Here is a 16407-nt window from a genome sequence, read left to right on the forward strand (position 1 = left end):
TCAGTTCCCCGCCATGCGGTCGGCCGCCGCGCCCGCCGCGCCGAGGTCGAGCGTGCGGCCGAAATAGCCCCGCGCGGCGCGCGCATGCGTCGCCACGATCGCCGTGCGCCCGACGCAGAGCCGGCGCAGCGCGTCCAGCACGGCGGCTTCCGTCCCCGGGTCGAGATGGGAGGTCGGCTCGTCCAGCAGGATCAGCGGCGTGTCGCGCAGGAAGGCGCGCGCGACCGCCACGCGCTGCGCCTGCCCGCCCGAAAGGCCAAAGCCGCCCTCCCCCACCAGCGTGTCGAGGCCCTGCGGCAGCGCATCGGCGAATTCGGCCACCTGCGCGGCGCGCGCGGCGGCCTCGACCGCGGCGTCGTCGGCCTCGGGCCGGGCGAAGCGGATGTTCTCCCGGATCGTGGCGCGGAAGACGTGCGCGCGCTGCCCGACATAGGAGGACAGGCGGCGAAGCTCGGCCGGCTTCAGCAGCGTCACGTCATGGCCGTTGATCGCGACGCGCCCGCCATCGGGCCGGCGGAAGCCCATCAGGATGCGCAGCACGGAGGTCTTGCCGGACCCGGACGGGCCGGTCAGCAGCAGCGTCTCCCCCGGCAGCACGCGGAAGGACAGGCCGTCGAGCGCCGGCGCGCGCGAGGCGTCGTACGACAGCCGCACCTCGTGGAAGGTGACCGTGACCTTGGGCGGCACTTCCTCGAGCAGCAGCCCCGCCGGCTCCGGCGCGCCGAGCAGCGGTGCGAGGTCCGCCGCGGCGCCGCGCGCCGAGAGCTGTTCGTGATAGGCGGCCGAGAAGGCGCGCAGCGGCGCGAAGAACACCGGCACCAGCAGCAGGCAGAACAGCGCCTCGACCGGCGCCGGATGCGTCCCCGCCACCAGGTGCCCATGCCGATAGGCGAGCGAGGCGAGCGCGATGGCGACGATGAGCTCCATCGCGCCGGTCGCGACGAAGGCGAGCCGCAGCACGCGCATGGTGCGCGACCGCAATTCCTCGGCCGCGGCGGCGAGCCGCCCGGCCTCGGCCTGCTGCTGGTTGAACAGCACGAGCACCGGCAGGCCGCGCATGCGGTCGAGGAAGCGGCCCGAGAGGCGCTGCAGCGCCGCGAATTGCCGCCGGCTGGCCACGCCCGCGCCGATACCGCTGATCGCCTGCGCCACCGGCACCATCAGCCCGGCGCCCAGCAGGATCAGCCCGCTGACCGGGTCCGCCAGCATGGCCACACCGGCCACCATCAGCGGCGCCAGCAGCGCGAGAGCTGCCGCGGGCAGCCAGCGGGCGAAGTATCCCTCCAGCACCTCGATGCGCTCGACCACCAGCGCGCTTTTTTCGCCGACCGCGCGCTCGTCGGCCGGGCCGGCGGCCAGCAGGCGGCCGAAGGCGGCGTCGCGCAGCCGCGCCTTCGCCTCCTCCCCCGCCGCGATCTGCGCGCGTTCCTGCGCCATGCCGAGCGCCGCCATGGCCAGCGCCAGCACGCCGGCCGCGATCAGTTCCGCCCAGCCCGCATCCGCGCGGCCGAGCAGCGTCGCCAGCAGCCGCGCGATCAGGAAGGCCTGCGCGACGCCGCAGGCGACGATGCCGAGGCCGAGCAGGATCGGGGGGATCAAGCGGGCACGGGCCTGCCGCGCCTCCCTGGCCAGGAGGGGTGCGGCGCCGGACTCCGCACCCGGCGGAAGGGAAGCCATGACCCGAGATTAAGGGATGATTGGCCGCCCCGCCACGGGCTGTCTTGCCAGCGTGACATTCCGTCGCCATCAAGGCGGGATAGGAGGCCCCGATGCTGCCGACCCATGGGCGCTACGACTACCACCCCTGGCCGGGGCGCCCGTCCTATGCCTGGCCGGACGGCGCGCGGCTCGCGGTCTATCTCGGCGTCAACCTCGAGCATTTCGCCTTCGGCGAGGGGCTGGGCGCGGAACTCGCGCCGGGCGGGCCGCAGCCCGACGTGCTGAACTTCGCCTGGCGGGACTACGGCAATCGCGTCGGCGCCTGGCGGCTGCTGGCGCTGCTGGACGAACTGGCCCTGCCGGCGACGGTGCTGCTGAACAGCGCGATGTACGATCACGCGCCCGCGCTGGTCGCGGCGCATCGCGCGCGCGGCGACGAGATCGCGGGCCACGGCCGGACCAATTCCGAGCGCCAGTCCGTGCTGGAAGAAGCCGCCGAGCGCGCCCTGATCGCCGAGAGCACCGCCGCCATCGCCCGGCACGAGGGGCGCGCCCCGCGCGGCTGGCTTTCCCCCTGGATCGCGGAAAGCCGCGCCACGCCCGACCTGCTGGCCGAATCGGGCTATGCCTACACCCTCAACTGGTGCGCCGACGACGCGCCCGTCTGGATGCGGACGCGGGGCGGGCGGCTGCTCGCCATCCCCTACCCGCAGGAGGTCAACGACATCCCCTCCGTCGTCGCGCGGAAGGACGGCGCGGCGGATTTCGCCGACATGATCGTGGACGATTTCGAGGAACGCCGCCGCCAGGTGGCCGACGGGCAGCCGCAGGTCATGGGCATCGCGCTGCATCCCTACATCGTGGGCCAGCCCTTCCGCATTCGGCAGCTGCGCCGGGCGCTCGCGCATGTCGCGGCGCGGCGGGACGATGTGTGGATCACGACCGCGGGCGGCGTGCTCGACCACGTGCTGGCGCTGCCGCCCGGCATCATCCCGGGAGACGTCGCATGATGCCCGGCAGACGATGTTCCGACCTGCGGGCCGAAGGCCCGGGCGCCCGGACGGGCGCCGCGGCTTGTGCCGCGCAGCCAAGCCGCGCGGATGCGCGGCGCCCGGCGTCTGAGGGGGACGAAGGTGAAACCTTCGTCCGATCGTCATGAGACGCCCCCTTCTCGCCGCGCTGCTGCTGCTCGGCGCCTGCGCCACACAGCCGGGCCCGGACACGCCCCGCACGGTGGGCCAGGTGGACCTCGCGCGCTATGCTGGCACCTGGTTCGAGGCGGCGCGCTTCCCGACCAGCTTCCAGGACAGCAGTCGCGTGCGCTGCGAGGGCGTGAGCGCCACCTACACGCAGCGCCCGGACGGGCGGATCGGCGTCGTCAACCGCTGCCGCAACGCACTCGCCGGCGGCGCCGAGCGCGCGGCCGAGGGCGTCGCCTACAGCGCCTCGCCGGGCAACGACCGGTTGCGCGTGTCGTTCTTCTGGCCGTTCTTCGGGGATTACTGGGTGATCGGGCTGGACCCGGACTACCGCTGGGCAGTCGTCGGCGCGCCGGATCGCGACTTCCTCTGGATCCTGTCGCGGGAGCGCGAGATGGCACCGGCCGACTACGCGGCGGCGGTCGCGACCGCGGCGCGGGAAGGGTTCGACACGGGGCGGATCAGGCGCACGGCGCCCTGAGCCGGGATGGGCGTTAAAGGTCGGGGGAGGGGAACCTCCCCCGAGCCCCCTCCCTTCTCTGGAACTTGGCGCCGGTCCTGAATGGTGGGGCACCAGGTGCCAAGGAAGGTTGAGGGGGGTGCGGGGGGAGAAGTTCCCTTCTCCCCCTGCCCTCAACGACCCGGCAGGATCACGAGCTCGAACTCGCCCGGCCCATCGCCCAACACGCCGGCGCGCAGCACGAAGAGGCCCTTCGCCGCGGCGCCGAGGTCGAGGCGGGACGCAAGGCCGCCGCCGCCGTCGTCATCCTCGGCCACGGTGCGCCCCGTCTCGTCGAGCAGTTGCAGCACGGTGTCGGTGCCGTCGCGCAGGTCGCGCGTCAGCGCCGCCTGCACGCCCGGCGCCAGCCGGAAGAACGCAGCCTGTCCACGGCGCAGGCGGATCGGCACGGTCGCCCCGGGCGGGAGCGGGGGGGCCGTGGCGGCCGCCTCCCGGGTCAGCGGGAAGGTCGCCGCGATGGGCGCATCGGCCTCGACCGCCAGGTCGAAGGCGCCGGTCGCCTCGCCCAGCAGGCGCGCGCGCACAAAGATCGGCCGCCGCTCGGACCCCGCCACCTCGAGCCGGGAGGCGAGGCCGCCGCCGCCATCGTCGTCCTCCGCCATCTCGCGCCCGTCGCCGTCGAGCAGCGTCAGCACCGTGTCGGCGTTGCGGCGAAGGTTGCGGGTGACGACGGCGATGTCGCCCTCCGGCAGCCGGAAGAAGGCCTCCTGGCCACGCCGCAGCACGATGGGCACGCTCTGGCCGACGGCCAGCGGCGCGGCGGAAGCGGCCTGGCGGAGGCTCGCCGGGAAGGTCGGCGCCGGGGTCGTATCGGGCTCGACGACGAGCTCGAAGGCGCCCTCGACACCCAGCACACGGGCGCGGACATAGAGCGGCCGGCGCTGCCCGCCGGGCACTTCGATCCGGGAGGCGAGGTTCTCGGCCCCGCCATCGTCGTCCTCGGCCAGTTCGCGCCCGTTGCGGTCATGCAGGGACAGCACCGTGTCCGTGTCGCGCTGGAGCCTGCGCGTCAGCACGACGAGGTCCCGGCCGCCAGGCAGGCGGAACCAGGCGTCCTGCCGGCCCGCAAGGCGCACCGCCACCGGCTGCCCGACGGCGAGCTCGGGCCGTGTCGCGGCGTCCGTCAGGCTGCGCGCGGGTCCGTTCGGGTCGGCGGGCGGCGCCTGTTCGAGGACGATCTCGAACCGGCCATCGCCGTCCTCAAGCAGGCCGACCCGCAGGAACAGCGGGCCGGCCTGGTCGGCCCCGATCTCGATCCGGGAGGCGAGGCCCTCGGCGCCGCCGTCGTCGTCCTCGTCCAGCACGCGGCCCTGGGCGTCGACCAGCGCCATGACCGTGTCCGTGCCGCGCGCCAGGTTCCGGGTCTGGGCCACGAGGTCGCCCGCGCCCTCGGGCAGGCGGAAGAAGACCGTCTCGCCGCGCCGGATCGCCACGGGAACGGCGGCGCCGGGCGCGAGCGCCGGGCGCGCCGCGGCCTCCGCCAGGTCGAGCGCGGCCGCCGGCGCCGCGGCGGCCGAGGGCGCCTTCACGGGCGGCGCGGTCTGGCTCCGGGCAGGGGCCGCGACCAGCACGACGCCCAGCGCCGCAAGGGACAGGAAACCGGCACGGCGCGGCCCGGGGATGGGTAGGGTTCGCATGGCGGGCTCTCCTGGTGGCAGGGGCGGCAGGGTTGACCCGGCGGCGTCGCGCGGTCAACCGGACGGCGCAACGATGCTGCGCCGCCCGATGGTGCATCCGCGCCAGGGGCCGGGACGCTCCGGCGACCGATGCCCGGGCGCCGTTCGATCGCCGTTCGCGTGGCCGGCCCCGGGAAGCGAACGCATGCCGCCGGACGGGCACGGGGTGCGCGCCGGCGTCGATCCCGCTGGAGCGATAACCCGCTAGCCGAGTTCGAAACTCGTGATGCCGTAGACGTGATCGCGCGGAATCCCCGGCGGGGTCCCCGCATACATGCGCGCCGTCTCGAAGGCGGGGGCCATGCCAGCGGCCTCGGCCATGGCGATGGCATCCCGGTTGGGCTCCGGCAGGTCTAAGAAGACCGGCCCGCGCGGCGCGGCGGCCAGCAGCGCCGCGAAGATCGCCCGCGCGGCGTCGGGCGTCGTCGCGAACAGCGGGCCGATCTTGGACCCCTCCCGGCACGGGCGCAGCACACCCAGGCCCTCGATCCCCGCCGCGCCGGCCGCGACGCGCGCGACATGGCCCGGCGCGGCGAGCCAGCCGCGCAGGAACGCCTCGCGCGGCGCCGGGAAGAAGCGTCGGTCGAAGGCCGCGATCTCGTCGAAGGGAAGGTCCGCGGCCGGCCGCGGCTCCGGCCCCGCGGACACCACCGGCGGGCGGGGCGCAGCGGCGCCGTAGCGGATGTTGCGATGCGCCAGGACGAAGCCCGATCGCGCATAGTTCGCCTGCTGCGCCACCACGCCGTCGAGCCCGACCGTGCCGGGTGCCAGGCGCGCCATCGCCGCCCGCCACAGCGCCATGCCGTGGCCCTGCCCGCGAAAGCCCGGGCGGACGATGTAGAAGCCGAGGAAGCCGAAGCCGTCCGGATATCGCACGGCCGAGACGCAGCCGACGGGCTCGCCCGCCACCTCGGCCACCAGGAAGCCGCCGGGGTCGGCCGCGTGGAAGCAGGCGGCGTCGTGCAGGCCGGGATTCCACCCCTCCGCCGCCGCCCAGTCGAGCGCGAGGGCGATCTCCGCCCGCGCCATGGCGCGGATCGTGGCGGTGCTCAATGCATCACGTCCCCGCCATTGGGGGAGAGGCAGGCGCCCACGTAGAAATCGCCGCCCGGGCCGGCCAGCAGCAGGGCGGTGGCGGCGATGTCCTCCGGCCGGCCGAGGCGGCCCGCGGGCAGTGCAGCCTCGATCGCGGCGCGCCACTCCGGGCCGCGGGACTGCGTCAGCGCGGTATCCACGGGCCCCGGGGCGATGCTGTTGACCCGCACGCCATGCGGTGCGGCTTCCAGGGACAGGGATCGGGTGAAGGACAGGATCGCACCCTTCGCCGAGGTATAGGGCGTCAGCAGCGGCGCCCCTTTGAACGCGAGCTGCGAGGAGAGGGTGATGATCCGCCCCCGCCCGCGCGCCTTCATCCCCGGATAGACCGCCTGCGCGGCGGCGACCGTGTGCATGAAATGAACATCCATGACGCGGCGGAACGTCTCCTCGGGGAGCGTCTCGAAGGGGCCGCGGATGTTCATGCCGGCATTGGCCACGAGGATGGAGCACGGGCCGAGCGTGGCCTGCGCGTCGTCGATGAAGCCGCGCAGCCGGGCGGTGTCGGCGACATCGAACCCGGCATGGTGGACGCGCCGGCCAAGCGCCGCGACGGCGGCGGCGGTCTCGGCCGCGCCGTCGGGGTCGTCGAGGTGGCAGAACGCGACGTCGGCCCCGGCGGCGGCGAAGGCGCGCAGGATGGCGGCGCCGATGCCGCGGCTGCCGCCGGTGACGATCGCGACCTCTCCGGCCAGGTCAGGCATGCGCTCTCCCCCGAATGCTGCGCCGCATCCTGCGCGCATCGGCGCGGCGCGGGCAACGGGGCGGCCGCTACGCGGCGGCGCCGCGCGCGACGAAGGGCCCGTTGCGCCAGGCCGCGCCTGGCTTGCCATAGCGGAAGGGCGCCCCCGCCGGCGTCGTGACGCGCCCGCCCGCCGCCTCGAGCACCGCCTGACCCGCCGCGGTGTCCCATTCCATGGTCGGGCCGAAGCGCGGGTAGAGGTCGGCCTCCCCCGCCGCCACCAGGCAGAATTTCAGCGAGGAGCCGACCGAGCGCAGCCCCGCGATCGGGAGGCCGGCGAGGAAGGCCTCGGTCTCGGCGTCGCGGTGGGACCGGCTGGCGACGGCCACGAGCCCCTCGGCCGGGGGCGGCCTCGCCGCGAGCGGGCGGGAGGCGCCCTCCCCCGTCGCCCGGCAGCCCGCCCCGGCGCCGGCCGCGCCCCACCAGAGCCGCCCGCGCGCCGGCGCCAGCACCACGCCCACCACCGGCGCGCCATCCTCGATCAGCGCGATGTTCACGGTGAATTCGCCATTGCCCGAGAGGAATTCGCGCGTGCCGTCCAGCGGATCGACAAGGATGAAGGCGCCGGCGGGCGGCGCCTCGGCGCGCGCGGCGTCCTCCTCCGAGACCACGGGGAATTCGGGGCAGGCCTGCGCCAGGCCGGCCAGGATCGCGTCGTGGGCGGCGAGGTCGGCTTCCGTCAGCGGGCTGCCGTCGGACTTGGCTTCGGCGCGGGCGCCGCCGTACCACGCCATGATGCGGGCACCCGCGGCCTCGGCGATGGCCGTGAAGGATTCGGCAAGCCGGAGCCGGGCAGAAGGTGTCGTGCTCATCCGTCGCGGCATCCGCTTGTTCGCGCCCCGCAACTTGCGCGAGGGTTGTCGCCATGGGAAGAGCGCGCGCTGTGCCGCGGGCGGCCCTCGCCGCGGCTTCGCCCGCCCGAGGACGCCGTGACGAGCCCCATGCCGACAACGAAGCTGCCGCCGCACCTCGCCCGTCTGGAAGCGGAATCGATCGCCATCATCCGCGAGGTCGCGGCGTCCTTCCGCAAGCCGGTCATGCTCTACAGCATCGGCAAGGATTCGGGCGTGATGCTGCATCTCGCGCTGAAGGCCTTCGCGCCGGGCAAGCCGCCCTTCCCGCTCATGCACATCGACACGACCTGGAAGTTCCGGGAGATGATCGCCTTCCGCGACGCCATCGCGAAGCAGGTCGGCATGGAGTTGCTGGTCCACACCAACCAGGACGGGCTCGCCCGCGGCATCAACCCGATCGCGTCGGGATCGGCGCTGCACACGCAGGTGATGAAGACCGAGGCGCTGAAGCAGGCGCTCGACCTGCACGGCTTCGACGCCGCCTTCGGCGGCGCGCGGCGCGACGAGGAGAAGTCCCGCGCGAAGGAACGCATCTTCTCCTTCCGCGGCCCCGGCCATTCCTGGGACCCGCGGGCGCAGCGGCCGGAGCTCTGGAACCTGTTCAACACCCGCATCCGCGACGGCGAGAGCATCCGCGTCTTCCCGCTGTCGAACTGGACCGAGCACGATGTCTGGGACTACGTGCTGGCCGAGGACCTGCCCGTCGTGCCGCTCTATTTCGCCAAGCCGCGGCCGGTCGTGAAGCGCGCCGGCACCTGGATCATGGTCGATGACGCGCGCCTGCCGCTCGAGCCCGGCGAGACGCCCGAGATGCGCATGGTCCGCTTCCGCACCCTCGGCTGCTACCCGCTGTCCGGCGCGGTCGAGAGCACGGCGGCGACGCTGCCCGAGATCATCGCCGAGATGCGTGCCGCCAAGACAAGCGAGCGCCAGGGCCGCCTGATCGATTCCGACGAGGAAGCCTCGATGGAGAAGAAGAAGCGCGAGGGGTATTTCTGACATGACCGCGCAGCACGCCCCCGCGCAGCATGAACTCCTCCGCTTCCTCACCTGCGGATCGGTGGACGACGGCAAGTCCACGCTGATCGGCCGCCTGCTCTACGACAGCCAGCTGATCTTCGAGGACACGCTGGCCGCCATCGCGCGGGACAGCCGCAAGCACGGCACGACGGGGGAGGACATCGACCTCGCGCTGCTGGTGGATGGGCTTGAAGCGGAACGCCAGCAGGGCATCACCATCGACGTCGCCTACCGCTTCTTCGCGACACCCCGGCGGTCCTTCATCGTGGCCGACACGCCGGGGCACGAGCAGTACACGCGCAACATGGCGACGGGCGCGTCCGGCGCGTCCCTCGCCGTCATCCTGATCGACGCGCGCAAGGGCGTGCTCACGCAGACCCGCAGGCATTCCTACATCTGCTCGCTGCTCGGCATCCGCGACATCGTGGTCGCGGTGAACAAGATCGACCTCGTGAACTTCAGCGAGGAGACCTTCGACCGGATCGTGGGCGACTACGTGACCTTCGCCGCGGGCCTCGGATTCCGGTCGGTCATGCCGATCCCGATGAGCGCGCGCTTCGGCGACAACGTCACGATCCGCTCGGGCAACACGCCCTGGTACCACGGGCCGACGCTGGTGCAGCACCTCGAGGAGGTCGACGTCAGCCAGGACCTCGGCGCCCGGCCCTTTCGCTTCCCGGTGCAGTGGGTGAACCGGCCGAACCTGGACTTCCGGGGCTTCGCCGGCACCATCGCCTCGGGCCGCATCGCGCCGGGCGACCAGGTGGTGGTCGCGGCCTCCGGCAAGCCGACCCGCATCGCGCGCATCGTCACCGCCGATGGCGACCTCGACGCCGCCGAGGCCGGCCAGGCGGTGACGCTGACGCTGACGGACGAGGTGGATGTCGCCCGCGGCGACGTGCTGGTGCGCGCCGCCGAGCGCCCGGCCGTCGCCGACCAGTTCGCCGGCCACCTGCTCTGGATGGACGAGGAGGCGATGCTGCCCGGGCGCTCCTACCTCATGCGCATCGGCAACATCTGGACGCCCTGTTCCGTCACCTCGATCCGCCACCGCGTGGACGTCAACACGCTGGAGGAACACGCGGCGCGGCGCCTGTCGCTGAACGAGATCGGCTTCTGCAACTTCTCGGCCGGGCAGGCGGTGCCGCTCGACCCCTATGCGGAGAACCGCGCGACCGGCGCCTTTATCCTGGTCGACCGCTTCACCAACCGCACCGCCGGCGCGGGCATGGTCGCCTTCCCGCTGCGCCGCGCATCCAACATCCACCACGAACACTTCACCGTGGACAAGGCGGCGCGCGCGGCGCTCACGGGCAACCGGCCGATGGTGCTGTGGTTCACGGGCCTGTCGGGGTCGGGCAAGTCGACCATCGCCAACATCGTCGAGCAGGCGCTGCACCAGGCGGGCCGCGCGACCTACGCGCTCGACGGCGACAACATCCGCCACGGGCTCTGCCGCGACCTCGGCTTCACCGCCGAGGACCGTGTCGAGAACATCCGCCGCGTGGGCGAAGTGGCGAAGCTCATGCTCGACGCGGGCATGGTCGTGCTCTGCTCCTTCATCTCGCCCTTCCGGGCGGAACGGCGGATGGTGCGCGACCTGCTGGCCCCGGGCGACTTCGTCGAGGTCTTCGTGGACACGCCGATCGAGGCCTGCATCGCGCGCGACCCCAAGGGCCTCTATGCCCGCGCGCAGGCAGGCGAGATCAGGAACTTCACCGGGATCGACAGCCCCTACGAACCGCCCGAGAACGCTGAACTGCACATCCCGACCGCCGGGCGGACGCCCGAGGATTGCGCGGCCGAGGTTCTGGACCGGCTCAGGGCGGCCGGCGTGGCGGTGTGAGGGGCGTCGGCGGCCACGCCTGACAGGGCGGGGGAGAAGGGAACTTCTCCCCCCGCACCCCCCTTCCACCTTCTTTGCCACTTGGCGCCCTCCGCCGAGGTCCGGCGCCAAGTGCCAGAGAAGGGAGGGGGATCGGGGGAGGTTCCCCTCCCCCGACCTTCAACGATGGTCCCGCATCAGGCCGGCCAGCCGAATCCCAGGCCGGGGTCGCCCGCCAGCGGATCCGGCCCGTCCGACAGCGCAACCGCCAGCGCGACGCCAGCAGCCGCCGACAGCGCGCCCAGGCGTCGGCGCCAGTCCGCCGCCACCTCCGGCAGCGCGCCCTCGGCGGCGTCCACGCCGCGGCCGAAGGCCTCGGGCAGCGCCGCCAGAAGGCGGAGCAGCAGCACGGCATCGCGCGGCGAGAGCCCGCCCGGCAGCGCAAGCCCGCCCCCGCCCCGCAGCGTGACACGGAGCGCCGCCCCGCCCGGCGGCGCGAGCGCCACCTCCAGCGCGTCGTCGAGCCCGCCCAGCGCGACCGTCAGGCGCGGCAGCGCGGTCGGGCCGAGCCGCGCGCCCTCGAGGTGCATCTCGGCGCCATCCCGCGACAGCACGAGGCGCGCGCGGCCGGTCGCGACCGGCAGGCGTTCGGCCAGCAGCCGCCGGCCGAGCAGCAGCGCCGCTGCCTCCGAGCCCGCTTCCGGCCCGTCCTCGGTCGCCTCGATCGTGAGCGTGGAGAGACGGAAGCCGACGCTGCGCATCCGCTGCCCCGGCGCGGGCAGCTGGATCATGCGGGCGGGCTGGAACCAGAACTCGGCCAGCGTCCCGCCCGCCATCGCCGCGGCATCCCAGGCGATGTCGAGCACGCCGAAGGCGCCGAGGCGCCGCGGTGCCGCGGCGACGGGCCGGCCGTTCAGGAAGACCGCGATATCGGGCGGCGCCTCCCCGGGCTGGAGCACGAGCAGCGCCTCGGCCCGCCCGGCGCCCGGCGGCGCGGGGGCGCGCAGGGTGGACAGCCGCCCCGGCCCGCTCCAGCGGAAGCCGACGGTCCCGGGCAGCAGTTCCGCCTCGTGCCAGCCGCTGCCATCGACCGGGTGCAGCAGGTCCACGACGATGCGCCGCGTCCAGGGCGCGGTCATGCCAGCCTCCAGGCGTCGCGCTCGAGGATGCGCACTACCTCCATGCCGAAGCGCGTGCCGGCGACGCTCATCATCTCCTCCACGCCATAGGCCTCCCCCAGATGCGGCGTCGCGGCCATCAGCAGGTCGACCGCCGCTTCCGCCACCGGGTCGAGGCCGAGCGCGCCGAGCGCTGCGCGCCGCGGCGCCAGGTGGCCGACCAGCACGGCCAGCGCGCGGCGCCGCGCGGGCTCGCTCCAGGCCTCCCGGTGCGCCAGGTGGCGCAGGCCCGCGCATTGCACGACGGCGACCGGCACGCCCTGCAGCACCGCGTCGAGCAGGATCCAGTAGTCCCACCACGGCACGCCGAAGGCGAAGCCCGTGAGGTCGAGCCCCGCCGCGACGCCGCGCGGCATCAGCATCAGGTCGTAGCCGTAGCGGTAGAAGGGCCCTTCGGCCTGTGAGGCATGCAGCACGTCCATGCGGTTGCAGGCGACGATCCCGCCCCGCGCGCGGTCGAGCAGCGCCGCGCGGCGGCCGGCATCGAGGTCGAACAGGATGTCTGCGTTCACCAGGCCGACCACTGGCGCGCCGGTCGCGCAGGCGGCGGCCAGCGCATCCGCGATCCAGGCACCGGGGCGCCCATAGGCGGCGGCGACGCCGGGCGCCGCGGGCGCGGGCTCGATGCCGGGGGGCAGCGCGGGCGCTTCCTCGGGCGGGTTCAGCGTCAGCACGCGCCAGCCCGGCGCGGGCCAGGACGCCATGCAGGCGGCGAGCCAGTCGCGCCCGGCCTCGGCGCCGCCCGGCCCGGTCCGGCGCAGGACGGGCGGGACGGAGGTGGCCAGCGCGACCTCAGTCACGCGCATCCATGCGGCGGAACTTCGCCTGGTTCCACGCGATGCCGAGCGCGCGGAAGGCATGGCCCGGAATGGTGCGCAGCCGCGTCTCGACCGGGGCGGCGATCTCGCGCAGCGCCGTGCCGTTCGACGCGCGCGCCATCTCCCGCCCCAGCGCCACGGCCAGCGCCACGCCTCGCCCGTTGCAGCCGGTCCAGGAGAGCACGCCGGGTGCCAGCTCATAGACATGCGGCATGCGGTCCGCCGTGCCGGCGACATAGCCCCACCAGGTGTAGTCGAAGCGAAGGTCCTCCCCGATCTGCGGGAAGACGCGGCGGACGCGTTCGGTGATGCGCGCGCGGATGCGGCCGTCCCAGCCGAAGGGCACGATCAGCCCGCCGCCGGTCACGAGGCGCCCATTCGCGTCGAAGCGGTAGAAATACAGGTCGCCCCGCGTGTCCGACAGCGCATGGCCTTCCGGCAGGATGGTCTTGCGGATGTTGTCCGACAGCACCGAGGTCGCCATCTGGTACGACCGCACCGGCACGATGGTGCGCTTCAGGCCGGGCCAGACATCATCGGTATAGGCATGCGTCGCGACGATGACGCGGTCGGCCGTGACGCGCCCCCGCGGCGTCGTCACGACCCAACCGGCCGGCGTCTTCTCGATGCCCGTGGCGGGGCTCGCGGTGTGCACCGCGGCGCCGGCGCGGATCGCGGCATCGGCGAGGCCGCGCGCGAGGGCCAGCGGGTTGATCCGCCCGCCGGTCGCATTGCCCCAGCCGCCGAACCAGTGGTCGGTGCCGGTCAGCGCCGCCATCTCGGCGCGCGAATACATCCGCACCGGTGCGCCGCGGCGGCCCCATTGCGCGGCGCGCTTCTCGGAGACCTTCAGGCGGCTTTCGCGATGCGCGGGCTGGATCCATCCGTTCTGCACGGCCTCGGCCGCGATGCCGTGCCGGCGGATCAGGTCGAAGGTCAGCGCGGCGCTGTCGCGGATCAGGCCGACCAGTTCCTCCCCCTTGTCGCGCCCGCCATGTTCGGGCGCGACGGAGGCCACGATGTCGTCGGGGTCGAGGCGCGAGAGGGTCGGGATGACCTGGCCGTTGTTGCGGCCCGATGCGCCCCAGCCGATCTCGGCGGCTTCGAGCAGCGTCACGGGCACGCCGGCCTCGGCCAGGTGCAGCGCGGCCGAGAGGCCGGTGAAGCCGCCGCCGACCACGGCGACGCCGGTCCGCGCATCGCCCATGAGCGGCGCCGTCGCGGGCGCCGGCGGCGCGGTGGCGGCCCAGAGGCTCGGCGGCATCGGAGGCGATATGGCTGTCATGCCGCTTTCCTTCCGGTGAACAGGACCGCGGCCAGCATGCCGCCGACGGCCACCGCCGCGCCGCCCCCCTGCAGCCAGGAGATCGGTTCGGCCAGCACGAGGGCGGCGAGCACAAGCGCGGTCACGGGCACCATGATGGACAGGGTGGCCGCGCGCGTCGGTCCGAGCAACTCCACCGCCCGCGCATAGAGGAACATCGACAGCGCGCCGAGCACGATCCCCTGCATCGCGAGGTGCAGCAGCAGCGCGCCGGTCGGCAGGTCCAGCACCGGGGCAAGTCGGAAGGGCATCCAGACCGGCAGCACCGCCAGCGCCGAGACGATGGTGACGGCCGCCGTGGCCGGGATGGCCGGCACCTGCCAGCGCCGCAGCAGCAGCGTGAAGACCGCCCAGGTGCACCCCGCGCCGAGCAGCAGGATATCGCCCCGCCAGGCGCCCGGATGGGCACCCGCCACGCCGTCCCAGCCGATCATCAGCACGCCCGCCGCCATGACGGCCAGTGCCGCGGCGCGCCCGCGCGTGGGCTTCTCCCCGATCAGCCAGACGGCGAGCACCGCGCCCGCGATCGGCACCGTCATCGGCGCGATGGTCCCGCCATGGGAGGCCGGCGCCCAGACGAGCGCCCAGAGGAACAGCAGCAGGTTCGGCGCGCCGCCGAACAGCGCCAGCGTCACGAGGCGCCGCGCCCCGATGCGCGCCAGCGTGGCGCGCGCCCGCCAGGCGAGCGGCGCCAGCACCACCGCAGCGGGCCCGTAGCGGAAGGCCGCGAGGTCGAAGGGCGAGAACCCCTGCCCCGCCAGCGCCGGCCGCGCGACCACGGCATGCCCGCCCCAGATGAGCGAGGCGGCGACGCCGAGTGCGAGGCCGAGCAGGATCTTCGGGTTCATCGCGCCGAGCCTGCCCTGCCGCGGCGCGCGGCGATACCGCCCGCGCCGGCGGGCCAGCCATGCCGCGCGGCGTCAGGCGGCGAGGATGCTGTTCAGGTCCGTGCAGAACCGGCCATAGGGCAGGCCATAGGCATGGATGGAGACGGCGGTCTCGGTGCCGAGGTTGGCCAGCCGATGGATCGCATCCGCCCGCGCCGGCCCGTGCGAGGTGTCGCCCGGGCGGCGGAGCGCGAGGCCGGTCGGCACGGGCGGATCGCCGGGGGCGTAGAAGGTCTCAGTCAGCAGGCCGCGATGGAAGCCGACGGCACACCAGGCACGGTGCGCATGGACCGGGGACATCTGGCCGGGGCGCCAGACGAGGGCGGCGACGGCCCAGCCTTCGGCTTCCTGCTCGTGCAGCAGGTGGCGGATGTAGGTCTCGGCCCGGCAGGGACAGTCACGGCCGAGCAGCAGCGTGGGGTCGGCCGCGTAGTGGCCGAGGACCTCGGCCACCGCGGCGGAGGGATCGCCGGCGGCCTCGCGCAACGCGTCCGATATGCCGGAAACCATGGCGTCGAGGGCGGTGCGGGCGGCGATGACGTTCATCGGCGGGGCTCCTCCGGCCGGTCCGGCGCACGCCGGAGAAAATGCCTGATGTCCAAGCATAACAGCCTGCCATAATATTCTTCAAGATTGAGTTTTGTGGGAACCATACTCTCTCCCGCTGGGGCACCAGAGATATCCCTCCCTTCTCGTCCCGCGCGCAGGCGCCCGGCGCACGGGCGCCGCCCGCGGGACCGTGCCGCCGGGGCAAAGGGGTGTCCGATCGGCGGGGTTGCGCGGCCCGTCAGGCCTGCGGAATGATCAGAAGGGCCTTGGCGTGATCCGGCGCGACGTCGATCACGAGCGGGTTCGATCCCGCGAACGCCGTCCGCCCGACGATGCTGGCCGGAACGCAGGCGCGGAATGCCGCGTCGTACCGGTCGACATCGGCCGCACGCGCGATGAACAGCTTCGCCCCGCCCTGCATCAGCGTGCCCTGGCGATCGACCAGGGCGAAGGCGCGCAGGCTCCGGTCGCGATCGAGCAAGGCGCCGGCGGCGAGCGTGATGTCCGGATACCAGGGATGCAGGACGTCATCGACGACGATCACGCCACCCGCGCCGAGCGCCGATGCCGACAGGCCGAGATCGTGCAGCGCCGCCGCCCGCGTGTGTTCGCCATCGACGTGGACGAGGCGCGCCGGCGCGCCGAGCAGGGCCGCCCATGCCGCGGCATCGATGTCGGCGGAACTGCCGCGGTGCAGGCGGAGGCGGTCCTCGGGCAGGTCGAAGCGGCGCCAGTTCGCGCGAAGCTCCGCCTCGAAATCACGGGCCCCGTCGATGAAGAGATCGACGCCGATCACCGTCTCGTCCGCCTGGGCGGCGAGGCCGAAGCCGATCAGCGACTTGCCGAGGTAGGTGCCGATCTCGGCGATCGGCCCATGGATGCGGTCGCGCCGCTGGACCTCGAGCACCGTCAGCAACGCGAAGGCGCTTCCCCGCGTCAGGAAGCCGCGGACCTCGTTCATGCCGGTATCGAAGTAGTCTATTGCGGCCTTGAGCGGCCGCGCCGGCTGGGATCCGCCCATGATGCCGGCTCCAGAAAAGCGCCCCCGGAGGTCACGGCCT

At 73.9% G+C, this 16407-nt stretch carries 15 protein-coding genes; 4 read left to right on the forward strand and 11 right to left on the reverse strand.

Annotated elements, in window-relative coordinates:
* Positions 1-1599, reverse strand: a complete 1599-nt coding sequence (gene cydD / locus E8M80_RS02190) for a thiol reductant ABC exporter subunit CydD (protein WP_240789850.1) — start codon at positions 1597-1599, stop codon at positions 1-3.
* Positions 1600-1769: 170 nt separating this feature from the next.
* On the opposite strand from cydD, the gene E8M80_RS02195 reads away from it, so the two are divergent.
* On the forward strand, positions 1770-2669 hold the full coding sequence (locus tag E8M80_RS02195; protein ID WP_137124003.1) for a polysaccharide deacetylase family protein: 900 nt from the start codon (positions 1770-1772) through the stop codon (positions 2667-2669).
* Between the two features lie 145 nt (positions 2670-2814).
* Complete coding sequence (locus E8M80_RS02200; protein WP_137124004.1) at positions 2815-3339, forward strand: lipocalin family protein; 525 nt, start codon at positions 2815-2817, stop codon at positions 3337-3339.
* A 152-nt stretch (positions 3340-3491) separates the two neighbouring features.
* Here E8M80_RS02200 and E8M80_RS02205 read toward each other — a convergent pair whose 3' ends face one another.
* From E8M80_RS02205 to cysQ, 4 genes are all read right to left on the reverse strand, one after another.
* Positions 3492-5015, reverse strand: a complete 1524-nt coding sequence (locus E8M80_RS02205; protein ID WP_137124005.1) for a hypothetical protein — start codon at positions 5013-5015, stop codon at positions 3492-3494.
* A gap of 243 nt (positions 5016-5258) precedes the next feature.
* Positions 5259-6107 carry a GNAT family N-acetyltransferase gene (locus E8M80_RS02210; RefSeq protein WP_240789851.1) on the reverse strand — a complete coding sequence of 283 codons (849 nt, stop codon included), beginning with the start codon at positions 6105-6107 and terminating at the stop codon, positions 5259-5261.
* Positions 6104-6853, reverse strand: coding sequence for an SDR family NAD(P)-dependent oxidoreductase (locus tag E8M80_RS02215; RefSeq protein ID WP_170979152.1), 750 nt, complete (start codon positions 6851-6853; stop codon positions 6104-6106). Before E8M80_RS02215 ends, E8M80_RS02210 begins: the two co-directional genes overlap by 4 nt.
* Before the next feature lie 67 nt (positions 6854-6920).
* Complete coding sequence (cysQ, locus tag E8M80_RS02220; protein ID WP_137124007.1) at positions 6921-7703, reverse strand: 3'(2'),5'-bisphosphate nucleotidase CysQ; 783 nt, start codon at positions 7701-7703, stop codon at positions 6921-6923.
* 129 nt (positions 7704-7832) lie between these two features.
* Here cysQ and cysD point away from each other — a divergent pair, with 129 nt between their 5' ends.
* Positions 7833-8744: a sulfate adenylyltransferase subunit CysD gene (gene cysD / locus E8M80_RS02225; RefSeq protein ID WP_137124008.1), complete on the forward strand. Its 912-nt coding sequence runs from the start codon at positions 7833-7835 to the stop codon at positions 8742-8744.
* A gap of 1 nt (position 8745) precedes the next feature.
* Entirely contained in the window at positions 8746-10611 is a 1866-nt protein-coding gene (cysN, locus tag E8M80_RS02230) for a sulfate adenylyltransferase subunit CysN (protein ID WP_137124009.1), read from the forward strand.
* Between the two features lie 176 nt (positions 10612-10787).
* Here cysN and E8M80_RS02235 read toward each other — a convergent pair whose 3' ends face one another.
* From E8M80_RS02235 to E8M80_RS02260, 6 genes are all read right to left on the reverse strand, one after another.
* Positions 10788-11729 carry a hypothetical protein gene (locus E8M80_RS02235; RefSeq protein ID WP_137124010.1) on the reverse strand — a complete coding sequence of 314 codons (942 nt, stop codon included), beginning with the start codon at positions 11727-11729 and terminating at the stop codon, positions 10788-10790.
* Positions 11726-12574: a hypothetical protein gene (locus tag E8M80_RS02240; protein ID WP_137124011.1), complete on the reverse strand. Its 849-nt coding sequence runs from the start codon at positions 12572-12574 to the stop codon at positions 11726-11728. The genes E8M80_RS02235 and E8M80_RS02240 overlap by 4 nt, the downstream gene beginning before the upstream one ends.
* Positions 12561-13871 (reverse strand): FAD-binding oxidoreductase, encoded by a 1311-nt coding sequence (locus E8M80_RS02245; RefSeq protein WP_137124012.1) that lies wholly within the window; start codon positions 13869-13871, stop codon positions 12561-12563. Before E8M80_RS02245 ends, E8M80_RS02240 begins: the two co-directional genes overlap by 14 nt.
* Positions 13868-14758: a DMT family transporter gene (locus E8M80_RS02250; RefSeq protein WP_137124013.1), complete on the reverse strand. Its 891-nt coding sequence runs from the start codon at positions 14756-14758 to the stop codon at positions 13868-13870. Before E8M80_RS02250 ends, E8M80_RS02245 begins: the two co-directional genes overlap by 4 nt.
* A gap of 72 nt (positions 14759-14830) precedes the next feature.
* The gene (locus E8M80_RS02255; protein WP_137124014.1) at positions 14831-15343 is read right to left on the reverse strand and encodes a cysteine dioxygenase family protein; all 513 of its coding nucleotides are present in this window, start codon (positions 15341-15343) and stop codon (positions 14831-14833) included.
* 241 nt (positions 15344-15584) lie between these two features.
* A complete protein-coding gene (locus tag E8M80_RS02260; protein ID WP_137124015.1) occupies positions 15585-16367 on the reverse strand; it encodes a class I SAM-dependent methyltransferase in 783 nt (260 codons plus the stop codon).
* Between the last annotated feature and the right edge of the window lie 40 nt (positions 16368-16407).

It is taken from the genome of Roseomonas sp. HF4 (assembly GCF_005222755.1).
GTDB lineage: Bacteria > Pseudomonadota > Alphaproteobacteria > Acetobacterales > Acetobacteraceae > Neoroseomonas.